The 16,226-nt window shown below is 52.6% G+C and carries 11 protein-coding genes and 1 pseudogene; 7 read left to right on the top strand and 5 right to left on the bottom strand.

Annotation, left to right across the window (positions count from 1 at the left end):
• The first annotated feature begins 99 nt into the window (after positions 1-99).
• The 3 genes from P0648_RS17305 to P0648_RS17295 all read left to right on the top strand — a co-directional run bounded on the left by P0648_RS17305 (position 100) and on the right by P0648_RS17295 (position 3,678).
• Positions 100-975, top strand: coding sequence for an aldo/keto reductase (locus P0648_RS17305; protein ID WP_276275304.1), 876 nt, complete (start codon positions 100-102; stop codon positions 973-975).
• Between the two features lie 179 nt (positions 976-1,154).
• Positions 1,155-2,300 carry a galactonate dehydratase gene (gene dgoD / locus P0648_RS17300; RefSeq protein ID WP_276249098.1) on the top strand — a complete coding sequence of 382 codons (1,146 nt, stop codon included), beginning with the start codon at positions 1,155-1,157 and terminating at the stop codon, positions 2,298-2,300.
• A gap of 454 nt (positions 2,301-2,754) precedes the next feature.
• A complete protein-coding gene (locus P0648_RS17295; protein WP_276249099.1) occupies positions 2,755-3,678 on the top strand; it encodes a CoA ester lyase in 924 nt (307 codons plus the stop codon).
• Positions 3,679-3,736: 58 nt separating this feature from the next.
• Here the strand turns inward: P0648_RS17295 and P0648_RS17290 are convergent, their stop codons facing one another.
• Positions 3,737-4,108, bottom strand: a complete 372-nt coding sequence (locus P0648_RS17290; RefSeq protein WP_276249100.1) for a VOC family protein — start codon at positions 4,106-4,108, stop codon at positions 3,737-3,739.
• 601 nt (positions 4,109-4,709) lie between these two features.
• Here P0648_RS17290 and P0648_RS17285 point away from each other — a divergent pair.
• From P0648_RS17285 to P0648_RS17275, 3 genes are all read left to right on the top strand, one after another.
• A complete protein-coding gene (locus P0648_RS17285) occupies positions 4,710-7,739 on the top strand; it encodes an FAD-binding and (Fe-S)-binding domain-containing protein (RefSeq protein ID WP_277506065.1) in 3,030 nt (1,009 codons plus the stop codon).
• Positions 7,740-7,813: 74 nt separating this feature from the next.
• Entirely contained in the window at positions 7,814-8,581 is a 768-nt protein-coding gene (locus P0648_RS17280; RefSeq protein ID WP_276249101.1) for an IclR family transcriptional regulator, read from the top strand.
• 1,519 nt (positions 8,582-10,100) lie between these two features.
• The gene (locus P0648_RS17275; RefSeq protein WP_277505919.1) at positions 10,101-11,303 is read left to right on the top strand and encodes a phage integrase SAM-like domain-containing protein; all 1,203 of its coding nucleotides are present in this window, start codon (positions 10,101-10,103) and stop codon (positions 11,301-11,303) included.
• 1,053 nt (positions 11,304-12,356) lie between these two features.
• On the opposite strand, the pseudogene P0648_RS17270 reads toward P0648_RS17275, so the two are convergent.
• The 4 genes and pseudogenes from P0648_RS17270 to P0648_RS17255 form a co-directional block, all read right to left on the bottom strand.
• A pseudogene (locus tag P0648_RS17270) lies at positions 12,357-12,650 on the bottom strand (transposase); the annotation flags it as partial.
• 370 nt (positions 12,651-13,020) lie between these two features.
• On the bottom strand, positions 13,021-14,238 hold the full coding sequence (locus tag P0648_RS17265; RefSeq protein WP_277505918.1) for an MFS transporter: 1,218 nt from the start codon (positions 14,236-14,238) through the stop codon (positions 13,021-13,023).
• Between the two features lies 1 nt (position 14,239).
• Positions 14,240-14,668, bottom strand: coding sequence for a luciferase family protein (locus P0648_RS17260; RefSeq protein ID WP_276275301.1), 429 nt, complete (start codon positions 14,666-14,668; stop codon positions 14,240-14,242).
• Between the two features lie 228 nt (positions 14,669-14,896).
• Positions 14,897-15,463 carry an NAD(P)/FAD-dependent oxidoreductase gene (locus tag P0648_RS17255; RefSeq protein WP_277505916.1) on the bottom strand — a complete coding sequence of 189 codons (567 nt, stop codon included), beginning with the start codon at positions 15,461-15,463 and terminating at the stop codon, positions 14,897-14,899.
• Between the two features lie 140 nt (positions 15,464-15,603).
• Here P0648_RS17255 and P0648_RS17250 point away from each other — a divergent pair, with 140 nt between their 5' ends.
• Positions 15,604-16,209: a helix-turn-helix domain-containing protein gene (locus P0648_RS17250; protein ID WP_277505915.1), complete on the top strand. Its 606-nt coding sequence runs from the start codon at positions 15,604-15,606 to the stop codon at positions 16,207-16,209.
• Positions 16,210-16,226: the final 17 nt, after the last annotated feature.

Genomic DNA, 16,226 nt, shown 5'->3' with positions numbered 1-16,226 from the left:
ATTGAAACCTGGAGGGAGAGTCCATCATATTAAATCGAACAAAGTCTTCGATAACGCTCTCAGCGGTGGTTTTATGCACTCATTCAGTGACATCCAACTATGGACACGAGAATGCTTGGTCAGACTGGGCAGAAAAGCACCCTATTAACGTTCGGTGCAATCGTCCTCCGGACGCTCAATCAGGATGGGGCGAACCGAATGGTCGAGTTGGTCCGTTCGCATGGCGTAAATCACTTCGATGTCGCGCCGACGTACGGTGATGCCGAGGTGAAACTCGAACCGGCGTTGCGAGCTCACCGGGACGATATCTTCCTTGGCTGTAAGACCAAAGCACGTACGAAGGAGGGTGCGGCCAACGAACTGGAACAGTCACTCGAACGAATGGGTATCGAGAACATCGATCTCTATCAGTTCCACGCGGTAACGGGGCGCGACGAACTCGACGCAATCACGAGTCCAGACGGAGCGCTCGAAACGTTCCGTGAAGCCAAAGCATCGGGGATCATCGACCATATCGGGCTGACTAGCCACGGTGCTCCTGCTGTCATCCTCGATGCGATTGAGCGAATCGACGACCTCGAGACTGTCATGTTCCCAATGAACTACACCCTTCTTGGGAAGGATGACGACGAGCACGATTATCGCCCCGTCCTCAGACGGGCCGAGGAGAAAGGAATCGGTACCATCGGTATCAAGACCTTCGCAAAGGGAACATGGCCACCTAAAAATGAGATCTCACCTGGAGACAGACCATACGACACCTGGTACGAACCCTTCGATACGCAGGCTCGAATCGATGAGTGTCTGAACTTCACGCTCTCTCAAGGTCTGACTTCGATCACGAATGCTGGTGATCCAAAGCTCATCCCGATGATCCTCGATGCGGCAGAGCGCTTTCGAACGTTGAGCGAATCGGAGCAACGAGCACTCATGGATGAGGGGAGCTCACGATCAAGTCCGGTTCCAAAGCGTTGATCGGGACGGATTTTTGACTCGTTAGAGGTGACAGCTGTACACTGGAGACGGATACTCCTGTCGTCGACCGACTGCTCTTTTCTCAGTGGCAGGCAATTCCGTACGTCCCTCATCGTTCGGGTGCTGAGGGGTGGAACGGCCAAATCTATAAATAATCAAGCGCAGATTGCCGTGATGGTATGCGAATAACCGACATCGAAACACTTCCGATCGGGCGTTGGCTGTTCGTCCGAGTACATACGGATGAAGGAATCACGGGCCTCGGCGAATCCGGAACGTGGGGATTCCTCGAGGCTTCGGAACAGGCTATCGAGACGTTCAAACGCTATTTGATCGGGAAAGACCCACTCCGAATCGAACATCACTGGCAGTATCTGTATCGACGCGCCCACTTCCGCGGAGCGGCGATTATGGGTGCTCTCAGCGCGATAGATATCGCGCTTTGGGATATTGCTGGCAAACACTTCCAGACGCCCGCGTATCAGCTACTCGGCGGCAAGTGCCGGGACAAAGCACGCGTCTACGCTCACGTTCGAGGCGATTCGACCGACAAACTGGTGCGCCGTTGCGAGCAGGCAAGAGAGCAGGGATTCACGGCTGTTGGCCATCTCTCGCCATTTCTAGACGAATCGCGCAGGGAGCCGTACTTCGAGACCCACGCTGGGAAAATCGCAACGGCGGCTAACCGTGTTCGTCGGTTCCGCGAGGCGGTTGGGGATGATGTCGATCTTTGCATCGAGATTCATCGCCGTCTCGAACCGGAAGAAGCGGTTGTACTGGCTCATGAGATCGAGCAATATCGACCAGCGTTCTACGAGGATCCGATCCGGCCGGACAATTTGGACGCGATGGCATCCGTTGCAGAGAAAATTAACATCCCTATCGCGACCGGGGAGCGATTGCACACGATTCACGAATTCGAAATGTTGTTCCGCCGCGACGCCGTCCAGTACGTGCGTCCGGACATATGTATGGTGGGAGGGCTCAGTCACGCCAAGAAAATCGCCGCGCTCGCAGAGGCACATTACGCTGGGGTTGTTCCACACAATCCACTGGGGCCGGTTAGTACGGCCGCCTGTCTACAGCTCGCTGCCTGCATTCCGAACTTCAAGCTCCTCGAGTATCCGTTTAGACCGGATAAGGGACAGGCACGTGGCAGCGATCTCATTCGGCAAGAGTTGACGTGCGAGGACGGATATCTTGACATTCCGGATGGGCCAGGAATCGGCGTCGAGTTAGATGACGACGCACTCGAAAAGTACCCGTACGAACCACGGGAATTTGTCACCCGCCTACATGAGGATGGATCTGTTGTCGATCAATAAGTCTCGCGGACTGCAGTCCGTAGTCCAGTTGTGGTCGCTCGTTCAGTAGCGATTTCACCCATCTCGTGTGGGATATTTGCTCTATTACGGCGAGTCATATTGTGGTCGAATGGTGAATATGGATTCGTTGATTGTCGAAGTATACATTTATCACTTGTCGATACGTAGTCGATACCTGATGATAGATTCTACACTGTATACCTGCCCACGATGTGCCGGGATTCTCAGAAACCAATTTGGGACCTGGATGTGTGACACCTGTCGATACTCCCCACCTCACGGAGCAGACTGAACACAAGACCACGAGGTAAATCCATTTCCGGCAGGCAACCCGCGAAAACAATAAACTCGGAATTCAACAGATGAGAATGTAATCGGTTAGACTCAGTCCTGGTTGTGTGGTTACACAGAAGGTTTATTAGGTGACCATTGGATTAGGAGAGTGGATCTCTAAATGAGTGACGAGAGTAATGAAGTCGTCCTTCGGCGGACGCAATTAGCGACGCCAGCAAGCAACGAGAAGATGATGCATAAGGCTGCAGGCAGTGATGCCGACGAGGTGTTTTTAGATCTCGAAGATTCAGTGGCCCCTGGGGCGAAAGCCGAATCTCGAAAGCCACTAATTCGGGCTTTGGAAAAGGAAGATTGGTCCGATAAAATCGTGAGTTTCCGTATGAACGGCCTTGATACCCGCTGGTGGTACAACGACATTATCGAGGTCGTGAGTGCGGCAGGGGAATATCTCGACGATATTATCATTCCCAAAGTAAAGTCTGCAAGCGACATTCATACCGTCGAGAATCTTCTCGAACAAGTCGAGGTAAACGCCGGTCTCGAAATTGGTGGAATCGGACTCGAACCACAGATCGAGGATGGACTCGGCATGAACAATGTTGACGAGATTGCGCATGCTAGCGCCCGACTTGACTCTATCATCTTTGGCCCTGGTGACTACTCGGCTGCGATGGGGACCCCCGGACTGACGATTGGCCAGTTCCCCGAGTATCCCGGTCACTACTGGCATTACGCACTCTCGCGCTGCAATCATGCCGCGAAGAGTGCCGGAATTCCGTGTATCGATGGACCGTATGCGACCATCGAAGACGAGGAGGGATTCCGCGCCATGTGCCAGAACGCAAATATGCTCGGTTGTGACGGCAAGTGGGCGATTCACCCCAGCCAAATCACTATCGCCAACGAAGTCTTTGCGCCAGAACCTGACGTGGCCGAAAAAGCCCAGCGTATCGTGACGGCGTACGCAGAAGCACAAGAATCAGGACGCGGGGCCGTCTCTGTGGACGGCGAAATGGTCGACGAAGCGACGAACAAAATGGCACAGGAGATTGTGTCCCAAGCACGGGCAGCGAACATATTATAGGTTCAACCTCACGTTCTAGCTTCGATTTTTAGAGGTGGTTGCGAATACACGGTGAGCCTTAGTCAAGCGCCTCAACAAGCTCGACAATATGTCCGTCTGGATCTTTGATGAACGCAGTTCTCGCGCCGGCCTCTGGCTGGTCACCTGGTGCTTTGACCACGCCAAAGTGGTTGATTCGCTCGAAAGCCTCGTCAACGCTGGAGACTCGAACGGCGATGTGGTCCCAGAGCGTCCCGTCCTCGAAATCCACTTCCCCTTCACTCTGTGAAAGTTGGAGTTCGACGCCATTATCGGCGGCGACATACCGATTTTCGGTCTTTCCATCGGCAGTCGTGAACGACCATGACTCTTCGAAGCCGAGCTGTGTCGTGTAGAATTCTACTGACCGTTCGACGTTTGCAACGTTCAGGCAGGTATGGATCAGGTCCATGGCAACTCTGTGTCGCTTTAACTAATAACTTCATCGGTGCAAAATATGAGCATTGTATCGGTAACCCTCATCGACTGTGCTTCCAGTTCGATGAGGCTGACAAGGCATTGAGTTCGTGACTCCCATCGTATCACTGCCTTCGTCTCACCGTCTCGAGAGCTCGAGCCACTGGTAGCCGAGCGGGTGGTGATCGACCAGAATGGTTCGATGGGTCAATCGACGTACGCACGAATGGGCATCTTCGTAGGCATATTCACCTCAAACGGAAGATGCCCCTATGCGTTGCCAGAGGGTGGCACTCACAGCAAGCCTATTAGAGGTGATAGCACTGGTGGTGCATCGGCGGCTGCGAATGCACTTGAGTCTTGTTAGCACAATCATATATACTTTTGCAAGATTCCACATATGTCCGGTATTGGGTGAGTGGGGCAGCAAACAGCTGAATTTCTGCACCGCTAGTGGACAATCATCCAAGGAAGAATAGGCAAGGCAGAATTCAAATGGGGCAGTATCACTCCATAGTTCCTCAGTAATATTCACGAATGTCGGTCAGTGGACCTCTATGCGAGAGTTTAACATCTACTCCTTCCTGTTGAGAATTATGGCTGTTGAGAATACTCCCTCTAATGCGGAGGAGGAAGAACAAGCAGTGACGCTGGGCAATGAACGACCTGATATCGCCGAGTATCAATCGCTGGCGGCCGATCTCCGAGAGGTAGTCGACGGCGGCGTTGAGTTCGACGAGTATGCCCAGATATTGTACGCCACTGATGGTAGTATCTACCGAGCTCGACCCGCCGGTGTTGTCTATCCTACAGATACCTCTGACGTGATTGCGTCCGTGCGCGTCGCGGCTGATCACGGCATCCCAATACTCCCTCGCGGGGCTGGCTCATCACTTGGCGGACAAACCGTGGGACCTGGGTGCGTGGTTCTTGACTTTACTCGACACATGGACTCGATATTAGAAGTGGACCCGGAGGCGCAACTCACAACCGTCGAGCCGGGTGTTGTCCAGGACCACCTGGACGCCCACCTAGAGGAGTGGGGGCTCAAGTTCGCACCGGATCCAGCCTCTTCCAATCGCGCAACGATCGGCGGGGGCATCGGGAACAACTCAACGGGGGCACATTCGGTTCGATACGGTATCACCGACGCGTACACTGAAGAGCTCAAGGTGGTCTTGGCAGATGGCTCACTCATCCACACTCGTGAGGTCGTCCTCGATTCCCCTGAGTGGGAGGATTTGGTTGAAAAAGATGATCTTGAGGCACATATTTATCGAACTGTCCGTGCGCTGGTCGAAGAGAACGAAGACGAGATTGAGGCTCGATATCCTACACTAAAACGGTCTGTCTCAGGCTATAACCTACAGAAGGTAATCTACCACTCCGAGCAAGGAGAGCACATCATCAATCTCTCGAAGCTCTTTGTTGGTGCCGAGGGTACGTTAGGTGTCATTGTCGAGGCAACCGTTTCGCTCGTAACGCGTCCGGATGAAACCGCCCTTGCGCTCTACTGCTTTGAAGATCTCGTGGAGGCAATGCATGCCGTCCCCGAGGCACTTACCTTCGATGTTTCAGCAGTTGAGCTCATGGACAACGAAGTGTTTCGCCTTGCTCGAGAATCCGACGGATACGCCAAGTACACAGAACCCATCCCCGATCAAACGGTGGCGACGTTGATGCTTGAGTACGACTCGGAACTTCACGACGACTTCGAAGCGGCAATTAACGCGACGAACCACCACTTCGTCGAAAAAGGTGACGCCTTTGATGTGATTGAGGCGTACACAGATGAGGATCAGGCGGACATCTGGAAACTGCGAAAGGCTGCGATTCCTCTATTGATGAGCCTTGAGGGGGACCCCAAACCGTACCCGTTCATCGAAGATGCAACCGTACCTCCCGAAGAGTTGGCCGAATACGTCCAGGAATTCCAGGCTATACTCGAGGACCATGAGACATCCGCCGCGTACTTTGCCCATGCCGGCAGCGGAACCCTTCATATTCGTCCAATACTCAATCTCAAAGATGGCAATGGCATTGACACGATGCACTCCATCACTGATGCCGTAACCGACCTCGTGTTAAAACATCACGGTGCATTCTCCGGAGAACACGGTGATGGACTGGCACGTACCGAGTTCAATCCCAAAATGTATGGCCCCCAACTTTGGCAAGCGTTCAAAGAGTTGAAGACAGCATTCGACTCGGAATGGCTCATGAATCCGGGAAAAGTCGTATTCCGTGAAGATAAAACCGATCCTGGTCCAGACTCCGACATCGGAGTGGGAGCTGACATGCGTGAACATCTTCGATATGGCGTTCAATACCAGTCGCTCGAACCGCAGACCACACTCGATTTCGCGGAAGAAGGGGGGTTCACCCAGTTGGTCGAACTATGCAACGGGTGTGGAACCTGCCGCCAGACCGACACCAGCACGATGTGTCCGACTTATCGAGCCTCCAAAGAAGAGATACAGACCACAAGAGGTCGAGCGAATCTACTCCGAGCGGCGATAAGCGGCGACCTCCCCAAAGAGGAGCTGTATTCAGAGCGGTTCAAAGAAGATGTTCTCGACCTGTGTATCGGGTGCAAAGGCTGTGCCTCAGACTGTCCGACGGGCGTGGACATGGCGAAGCTCAAGACAGAGGTGAAACACCAGTATCACAAAGAAAAAGGGACGACTCTTCGTGAACAGCTGTTTGCGAACATCGATACCTTCTCTCGGATAGGGAGTGCGCTTGCACCCCTGTCCAATTGGGCGACGAGGATTCCAGGTGCGCGCATGGCGTTGAGAAGGGGTCTCGGTATCGCCGAAAATCGAGTGCTCCCAACGTTCGAACGGGAGACACTCGTCGACTGGTTCGATGCCCGGGGAGGCTGTAGGCTAACACCCAGTGAGGCGAACGCTCAGGTATTGCTGTTCCCAGACACGTACACGAATTACAGCTACTCTGCACCCGGGAAAGCTGCCGTGGAGGTGCTGGAGGCCGCAGGGGTGTACGTGCGCATTCCAACAGACCTCAAACCGAGTGGCCGGGCAGCATACTCAAAGGGGTTTCTTGACTTGGCTCGAAAGCGTGCCAAACACAACGTCGAGGCGTTGCGGACCGACATCGAAAACGGATGGGACATCGTGTTCATTGAGCCATCAGACGCGGTGATGTTCCAGGATGAGTACCGCGATTTGTTATCTGAGCCAGCTGCTCGTGCCGTCTCTCAGGCGGCATTTGGGGTACTTGAGTACATTGATGTCCACCGAATAGATGAGAAGGTCGCCTTCGAAGAGTCTACAGATGCATTGACCTATCATGGTCACTGCAACCAGAAGGCGACGAAGAAAGATCACCACGCTGTCGGTGTTCTTCGACGGGCTGGCTATGCCGTGGACCCGCTTGATTCAGGGTGTTGTGGGATGGCAGGGTCATTTGGCTATGAAGCTGAACACTACGATCTTTCACAGGCAATCGGTCGCATTCTCTTCCAACAAGTTGAGGAAAGTACTGGTGATATTGTCACGGCTCCGGGTGCATCCTGTCGGTCACAACTGGGAGACCGACCAAGTGCCAAGACGCCACCTCATCCGATTGAGTTGGTTCGACAATCGCTGAGAAGCATCAAATAATCAATATAAATCAATCGGATAACGGCACAATCAATTTATACTACGACACTGTTGTTTCATATTGGAGAACGCAAATGGGGGCCCCAAACCGAAGCACGGTAAAATCGGCCAGAACCACGTTTAGAATACTCGAAACACTTCAGGAACTAGATGGAGCCGGAGTAACGGAAACTGCGGACCATCTGGGAATGTCAAAAAGTAACGTGTATAAGTACTTCAAAACGCTCGAGGAGGACCGATACATTGTCAAAGACAAAAACAAAGAATACCAATTAAGCCTCCGCTTTTTGGGATTAGGAGCAGAAACTCGACGGCGATACGGAATCTACGAAATAGCGAAGCCGCAGATAAAAGAGCTGGCAGAGGAATCGAACGAGATGGCCAATCTGCTGGTCGAAGAGCATGGGCGAGGAATTTTCTTATACCGGGCAGACAGTAGCCATGCAGTCAACTTAGACACGCGTGCAGGTCGAGATGTCTACCTGCACACAACTGCATTGGGAAAAGCCATTCTCGCCGATCTGCCTGAAGAGCGAGTAGACGAAATCATCGATCGGTATGGATTACCTCGAGTGACCCCGAAAACAGTTACCAATCGTAGAGCGCTTGAGAAAGAACTCGATGAGATACGTGAACGTGGCTGGGCTTACGATGATGAAGAACGGCTCAAAGGTTTGCGCTGCGTTGCTGGCTCTATTCTCGATCCGAATGGTGAGGTCCTTGGCGCGATCAGCATCTCTGGACCGAGTAGTCGAATGAACGGGACTAGATTCAGTGAGGAAATTCCTGAGGCAATTCTCAAGGCAAAGAATGTGATTGAACTGAATGTCGCGTACGAATAGGAAGTACTGATCAACGTCTTATTGTCCGGTTTCGGACGGAAGAATCGGCCGTAGAATAACGTGCTGAGCCAAGAGTGTGGCCCTCCGTTTAACTGGACGTTCTTTTTCAGAATCATCGCACCGAGGAAGAGATAATGTTCTCAATTCAACGATGGGTATTGTGGTCAAGTTCTATCGATAGTGAACACCGATTCTAAGTAAGAATATTATCGTTCGTGAATAGTTTACTTCTAGTGGAATGGAGGGGGTTAACCACATATAGCGATTCGATGTTCATTATTTTGAATTTGTTTTTGTCTATTTATGGATAGTAATAGTGGAAGAGAGAACGAGACTGTGAATTTTCCTGGTTTCTACTAATGGTGCACAATAGTATCGTATATCGAGAGGTCATCGGATAATGGGTATTGGTCTGTTCAATGTCTTGCGAGTGTGTCAGTCTAACTGGACTCGAATAGATCGATCCCAGCTGGAAAAACCGACTAGTGAAATCGTCGGAGTTTTCGGGAAGAGAGCGTGTTCCACTCAGATAGTCTAGTAGGATTTTACAGCCATATGTGTGTAATTTGGAGTTCGAATAGATTTTTACAACACTATGGGCGTAAATAGGAGTGATGTGGGTCTACAATCGTTCACTAATTAGGAGTTTTTGAATCAACTAAACGTCCAAATAAATATTGGACGTGATGACGAAAGCGGACCAAACGGCATTGAAAATATTCATGAGCTAAATTACTTTATCGCTGTTCGTAGCGTTGTTTACTATAGGTGAAAATACTATTCCCAGCCATTAGTTCTTAATTGTAATTTTATATTAGTTATTAAATGAATTAGGATTTTTATTAGGCTATTTTCTACAATATTCTCTATGAGAGTTGTTGAATTTTTAATTATATCAATTTTATAATTTTAGAATTTATACACACTTGTTCAGTAGAACGATTTACCCGTTCTCTATTTTCGTATTCAATAACACAAATATTGTTTGCTGTCCGTTGATGGTGAACATATACTCCGTCAATGGGCCGGATGTACTACTCGAGAGTTCAGATCTAACTTTGGAATGAGCAAATAAATGTTGGCAGCACCCAAAGATGTCGCCAAAAGCGAGGAGGTCGGCTGCATGTCAAAAGAAATGAGGAGTAAACCGGTATAGGCGTTTCGGCTCAGAGTAACGCTGAGCCTCAGGAACTCTCGATTGCTATAAATCCACGATGAACCAGGGGTAACGAGGAGGCAGTCATCTATACAAAGTTCGGTGACTCTGTCAATCTTTAATTCACAAGACTACATTCTGGGTGTCAGCCTGTGTAAGAAGTTGTTCTCACGAGTTTCATGAGAGCCTCCTCGAAGGTGTCCACTGATGTGTTTTAATATATCAACATATAGTTTATGTGTTATGCACCCCTTCGCAGTCTTGCGTTTTTGGTCATTATCCACCGTTCCAATTTCAGTGTTGATTAATCGAATAGTCAACACCAGAATTTAGTACCCCGCCTCCGTCTATCAAACCGACTCCATGCCCACGCCCCACGACACACCTCCCACACCCGATTCCACCGATTCTACAACCCATCCTTCAGACCGCGACTCCCAGGGTGAACCCATCCAAGACGCCCTTCCAGGCTTCATCGCGAGCAAGTCCAAAGGCGAAACCGGATCAGGCAACTACCAACGCAACGCAGAACGCGTCATCACCCAGTGGGCCGGCTGGCAAGCCGATCGAGGCGTCCACTCGTTTGCCGACCTCGACGTCCGCTCGATGCGCGAATACGCCCGCTACCTCACCCAACGCGTTCGTGCCGGCGGCATCGCCGCTTCCACGGCGCACAACTACTACGCCATCATCCGGGCATTCCTCACCTGGTGCGTTCGCGAAGAACTCTTAGAGGACAATCCAGCCGCGAAACGCCGCGCCGAAGAAGAACTCCCCGACAAATCCAACGGCACCAAAAAGCAACCAGAGCAGTTCTGGTCGCCCCGTGAACGTCGCGAAATCATGGCGTTCGTCAACCAGCGAGCCCACGACGCCATCGACGACCGTGGATATGGCGCCATCGAGGAGGCTCGCGACCGGGCGCTCGTCGCCCTGCTCGCCTACTCCGGCGTGCGAGGTGCAGAAGTGTTCTCCGCACCGAGTGACAGCCGACGCAACGGCCTCACCTGGGCCGATGTCGATCTCGACGCCGGCATCCTCATTGTCCTCGGGAAATCGCAGGAACGCGAACCCGTGCAGCTGCCGCCACAGGCGCGTGACCCACTGGGACGCTACCGAGAGATGCTCTCGCCACCCACTCCAGACTGGCCAGTGTTCCCAACCCGGAGTGCCCCCACACTCTACAAAACCGCCCGACAGGGCCTTCGCGATCAGGGCTATTCCGAGAGCGAGATTGACGACCTTCTCGACGAGTACGACACGGACACACTGATTCGTGAGTACGAACTCGTCCCGCCGTCGCTTACGACGACCGGCGCGCGGTCGGTGATGAAGCGCCTCTGTGCCGAAGCGAACTTCGAAGTAGCAGGTGACAGTGAGTATTTGACGTTGCACGGCGCCCGGCGTGGCCTCGGTGAGACGCTGTATCGCGAGCACAGTCCGGCGGCGGCACAGCGGGCGCTCCGACACAAGAGTCCCGAGACGACCTCTCGGGCGTACGCCCACATCGAAGCGAGCGACCTCGCAGAGCAGGTGGGTGACGTTCTCGACGACGTGGATAGATAAGATGCTTGAGAGGCAGAAATTATTGAATCAGTGAATCATGGAATCACAGAATCCCTGAGATAATGAGTAAGAGAAATCGTGAATCTGTGAAGTGCTGAATCGAAGAATCCACGAGTGCTGAGAGTACAGAGTCAGTGCAGTTGTGAGTTAATGATTCAGTGAATCAATGAGTGTTTGAAGTTTTGAATAATGAAGTCAGAGATTCCAAGGAGTTCGAACCACGCAATTCGTATGAGTTGGTCAAAGAATTCCAGATGTTGTGAACCATTGAGTCATTGATTCAGTGACTCAATGAGTATTTGAAGTATTGAATATGGAAATCAGGGAGCCCTATGAGTTCGAACCACGCAATTCGTATGAGCTGGTCAAAGAATTCCAGATGTTGTGAACCATTGAGTCATTGACCCAGTGAATCAATGATAGACTACAACGAGGTGTATCCACTCCTACTACTCCAGGAATCCGCGATACTTCGGGGGAGCAGGTGCACTGAGGAAGACCAGTCGTTGACCGGGTGGTGAATCGAGGACGGTTCTGTCCTGTTCAAGCGACGCCGCAACCATTTCGGGATTCTGGGCTCACTCGTACGCGCCTGATTTTCCGGACGTGAACCGCAGCAGCGTCGAACTGGCGGCTCTCTAAGTGATGCCGGTCCGTTTTCCATGGTGACTCGACGAATATCTTTGTGCCACGGACACCTGAGAGAGCCAAGAGATAATTGGTTGGCTGATGAGGATAGGGTTCTGTACAACTTGTCTAAAGGCAGTGGATCTACAGTTCTCCATCTTTCGAAGGATTAGAAGGAGATTACGGAAAATCCAGCGCTCATAAATTGCATATGGCTATATATTTTGTTAGCTCACGGGTTCCAGTGTGTCGGAGGATGAACTGTTTCACGGCGTATTTCACGCAAATACCCCTTCATCCAGCGTAGTCGGAATCCACGACGACTTCCGAGTCGAAGTCCAAGAACATGAGAAAAACACCCCGAAATCGTTGCCGAGAGGGAGCGTTTCCACTCACAGCGGGTACTCCGAGGTTGCCGTGGAACTGGTCTCCCGGAATCAGCGCAGAAGAGACCAACTCGACACATTCACCAGCCGTCAGAACTGGTGCATAGTCCATTTTAGCGTCGATACCGACCTTCAGGAGGAAATCGGTAAGCCGCCAGATGTTGTGCAACAGTACTGCGAACACGAAATAGAACAGCCGGACGCGGTAGTCTTTCGAGGATGTCTTCGCCAGGAAGTCGTACTTAATCGACTTATACTCGTTTTCGATCTGCCACCGGCGGCTAAACCGACGACAGAACGTCTTGGCTGCATCCGGCCCAACCCGGAAATTCGTCTGGCACGCGACTGAACCCAAGAATTGAGGCTATTTCGGGTTGCCGCGTGAGTCGACGAGTGAACTCGGCGTACGAATCGCCTGTGATTTCCATGAAGAGGAACGCCAGCACCATCGCGCGGAAGGAAAATGGTATAGGATGCCACGCTGGATACCCGTCTTTGATCGCGTTGATCGAGCGGTCGAGACGCTCAAAAGCAGTGACGATAGCAGTAGTATATAGATCATTTCGGATGTCGATACCGAACTGATACGACTCACAGAGACAACTCGTTCGAAAGCTGTCACTAGGATACGTACTGCTTGGACTGGTGCTTCGCTGTGGTGATGTGGGATACGTGCATCCTTCAGTCGAGTACTCTCTCAGTGCCTAGCTGCTCGTCGGCTCAGGACCCAACTCAGTCGGTGGTGTGGCGTATATTGCTGCAAAAGCGAATGTAGCTGCGCCACCCGCCAGTATCACGCCGACGCTGAGAAACGTCATACTGAGCCCAATTGTCTCACTCACCGGGCGTATCACGATCGGTGATAGGAACTGTCCGAAGAAAATCGCGCTCGTCAGCCCACTAAGAGCCCGTCCGCGAACGGTTTCCGGCGTAATCGCCGCGATCCACGTATTGAGGTTTGGGAGGATTACCCCAATGCCAGCACCGACGAGAACCAGTCCAACGACGACGCCAAGAAGCGTCTGACTCACCCCGATGACGATGAATCCAATACTCATGAAGGAAAACGTAAGCGCGATAATCGCTATCACACTCACAACAGTTCGAATACGTCCATAGAGCAACGATACCACCCCACCGGTGAATGTCGACGCTGTCAATGCAACGCCGACTAGTGTCGCGCTCGCCCCCGTCTGTGACTCGAGATAGAACGGTATCTGAACAGGTATCATGTAGAAGATGATCTGGCTGACAAGCGCGAGTGAGAAAATGAGCGCGAGCGACCCAAGCGGGAATCGAACAAGTGTCCGACGGAGTTCGTGGATGCTCGTCGGGCGATGCGCGGTTGGTTTGTGACGGTCGGGCTCCGGCAACGCGAATGCCATTAGAGGCAGAAGGAGCATTGCAGTCGCGTAGACGAGGAAGGGAACGCGCCAACTGATTTCGGCGAGCACACCTGCAAGCGGCAATAAGACGACCCCACCGAGCGACATGAACGCTCCCTGCCTCCCAAGGACCGTCTCACGGTGGTCCTCTTCATAGTAGTCGGTGATCAGTGCCGTCACCGTCACCATCACGCCGGCGACGGCTAATCCCATCACAGCCCGCCCGGCGAGAATCGCAACTAACGAATCAAGCACGAATCCCGAACTACCGGCTATCGCGTAGATTACTGTCGAGCCGAGTAACAACCACCGGCGGCCATACCGATCTGCGAGTAACCCGATGACGGGCGCTCCGACCGCAATGAACAGTCCATGCATTGTGAGTACGAGTCCGACGAGAATCGAGGCGTTCGGTGTCGTTGCGAATTCTCGCTGGATAGCAGGCAACGCAGGAGCGATCGTCGCGCCCGACATGATGGTCAGCGTACTGGCAAGCAACAGCGTCGCTTGGGCGATCCGCGGACGTGGGATGACCATATCACCATTCATTCATGTCCCTCAGATCACTGAACATGTGCTCTAGTGCGTCGCTCATGTCCAGTTCAGCGAGTGCCACGTCGATTTCGATCGCGTCTCCCGCGGGATGTTCTTCCTTGCGCTTTCGCAACGCGAGCAGATGGTACAGGTACGAGACGCGCAGGAGCCAAACTGCTCTATCAACATCTTGGTCAGAGCGGACGCGATAGGAGATCCACCCGGAGTCAGGTAAGACGTGGTGTTTTTGGGCTCGTCCCTCTTCAATGAGGACGTCACGGATGCGCTTGGCGAACGGTATATCGACAAGCTGGCCATGATGAACGTGGCCAATCTCTCGGCCATCAAGGATGAATTCACGCCCCCCTCCTCGCTCGTGCGATTTGACCATGACACCGGGCCAGTCACTGATGATGGATTCAATCTGGTTCATGGGAGTTTCTTGGTTCCGATGCGGGACTCAATTTTTTGAGTGAGAGCGCCAGTGACTCTCAGCCCCGAAGGCTCATGATCCATCGCAGCGAATTTGTGGGCCTCTCCGAGGGCGTGTCGGGAGTTCTCACGACAGACCGTCCGCTCAGCACCTTGCGGCGATTTAGCCGACGAACGCGGGCGTAAACCGCTCGCAGACGGATAGGAAACGATTGTGAACTGGAGCGAATCACTTGGCGTCCGCGGGCACGTCAAAGTCATGGAAGTGATCACCTCGTTCCTTCGTGAGAATGTTGAGCGCGGCCGCCGCGCCATCGCCCGCTGCGATGATCGCTTCCCATTCCTCGGCGCGCACCATCGCACCCGTCGCGTAGGCATCTTTAACGCTCGTTTCCATCGTCACATCTACGTCCACAATACCGTTTTCGTCGAGAACACAGCCAAGTTGCTCGGCGACGCCACGCTTCACACCCGTCGCCAGCACCACGTAATCAGCCACATACTCGTCCTGGTCAGTCGTGATAACGAACCCGTCTGTTCCGCTTTCGACGGCTGTTACGAGTTCGCCCTGTTTTCTTCTCGTACCAAATCCGTCAACCTGTGCGCGACCCGTTTCCACGAACGCAGAGCCATCCACGCTCTTGATGCCGAGGTAATTGAACAAGTGTGCTTTGTGCATCCACGTTTCATCTGTGTCGAACAGAACCGTATTGAGGCCGTTCTTCGCGCTGAACAGTGCGGTGCTCAGTCCTGCTGGACCTCCCCCAACTATGGCGACGTCAGTCGTCTTTGACATACATAACTTGTGGACGGGTGTCGTCGTGGAATTGATCGTGAACGTGTTCACGTGTTTAAGAGGCCCCCGACCAATCATTGAGTACTGTGCCTCGTATACAGCTGGAGTTCGATGCTGCGGCGTGCGCAGATCCGCTCGCCATGGTCTCAACTGAACTCCCCGCCGAAGAGTTCACGATATTATCGAGCCATCCCGCGGACGAAGGGATACTCGGACTCGTAGAAATAGAGACGTCGGACGCAACCACGGTCATCCAGCACTTCGACGATGCAACGGGGCTGTCTTATGAGGTGTTACATACCGATGAGCAGATAGTACTGATCCAATACATGATTCCGGAAACGGAATCAAACCGCGCACTTCGCGCATCAGGGAACCTGCCAACATTTCCCGCCCACTTACAGGACGGGTGGTTATCTGCTGAACATACAGCCTCTTTCGAGCGATTATCAGAACTTCCAGCCGAGTTAGCCACTGCCAACATCCCGTACCAGATCCAGACAATAGCACAGACACACGCTCTGAGCGGACTGCTCACAGATCGCCAACAGGAGTGTATTATCGAAGCGGTCAAACGCGGCTACTATGATAGTCCTCGACAGTGTACACTCACCGAACTTGCAGACACGTTCAATGTCAATAAATCGGCTGCAAGCGGGGTCATCCACCGCGCAGAAGGCCGAATCATCAAGGAGTTCGTTGCAGAGTTAACTCGAAAATCAGGTCAGGACACAGAGCCAGAATAGAGCCCGTCTTGAGTAAT

The organism is Haladaptatus sp. DYSN1 (assembly GCF_029489995.1).
Taxonomy (GTDB): domain Archaea; phylum Halobacteriota; class Halobacteria; order Halobacteriales; family Halococcaceae; genus QDMS2.
Note: the sequence above shows the minus strand (reverse complement) of the source record. Positions and strands in the feature narration are given on the sequence as shown.

Excerpts from the sequence above, each read along its gene's own strand:
- P0648_RS17305 (WP_276275304.1), top strand. The coding sequence starts at position 100 with ATGGACACGAGAATGCTTGGTCAGACTGGGCAGAAAAGCACCCTATTA.
- dgoD (WP_276249098.1), top strand. The coding sequence starts at position 1,155 with ATGCGAATAACCGACATCGAAACACTTCCGATCGGGCGTTGGCTGTTC.
- P0648_RS17295 (WP_276249099.1), top strand. The coding sequence starts at position 2,755 with ATGAGTGACGAGAGTAATGAAGTCGTCCTTCGGCGGACGCAATTAGCG.
- P0648_RS17290 (WP_276249100.1), bottom strand. The coding sequence starts at position 4,108 with ATGGACCTGATCCATACCTGCCTGAACGTTGCAAACGTCGAACGGTCA.
- P0648_RS17285 (WP_277506065.1), top strand. The coding sequence starts at position 4,710 with ATGGCTGTTGAGAATACTCCCTCTAATGCGGAGGAGGAAGAACAAGCA.
- P0648_RS17280 (WP_276249101.1), top strand. The coding sequence starts at position 7,814 with ATGGGGGCCCCAAACCGAAGCACGGTAAAATCGGCCAGAACCACGTTT.
- P0648_RS17275 (WP_277505919.1), top strand. The coding sequence starts at position 10,101 with ATGCCCACGCCCCACGACACACCTCCCACACCCGATTCCACCGATTCT.
- P0648_RS17265 (WP_277505918.1), bottom strand. The coding sequence starts at position 14,238 with ATGGTCATCCCACGTCCGCGGATCGCCCAAGCGACGCTGTTGCTTGCC.
- P0648_RS17260 (WP_276275301.1), bottom strand. The coding sequence starts at position 14,668 with ATGAACCAGATTGAATCCATCATCAGTGACTGGCCCGGTGTCATGGTC.
- P0648_RS17255 (WP_277505916.1), bottom strand. The coding sequence starts at position 15,463 with ATGTCAAAGACGACTGACGTCGCCATAGTTGGGGGAGGTCCAGCAGGA.
- P0648_RS17250 (WP_277505915.1), top strand. The coding sequence starts at position 15,604 with ATGGTCTCAACTGAACTCCCCGCCGAAGAGTTCACGATATTATCGAGC.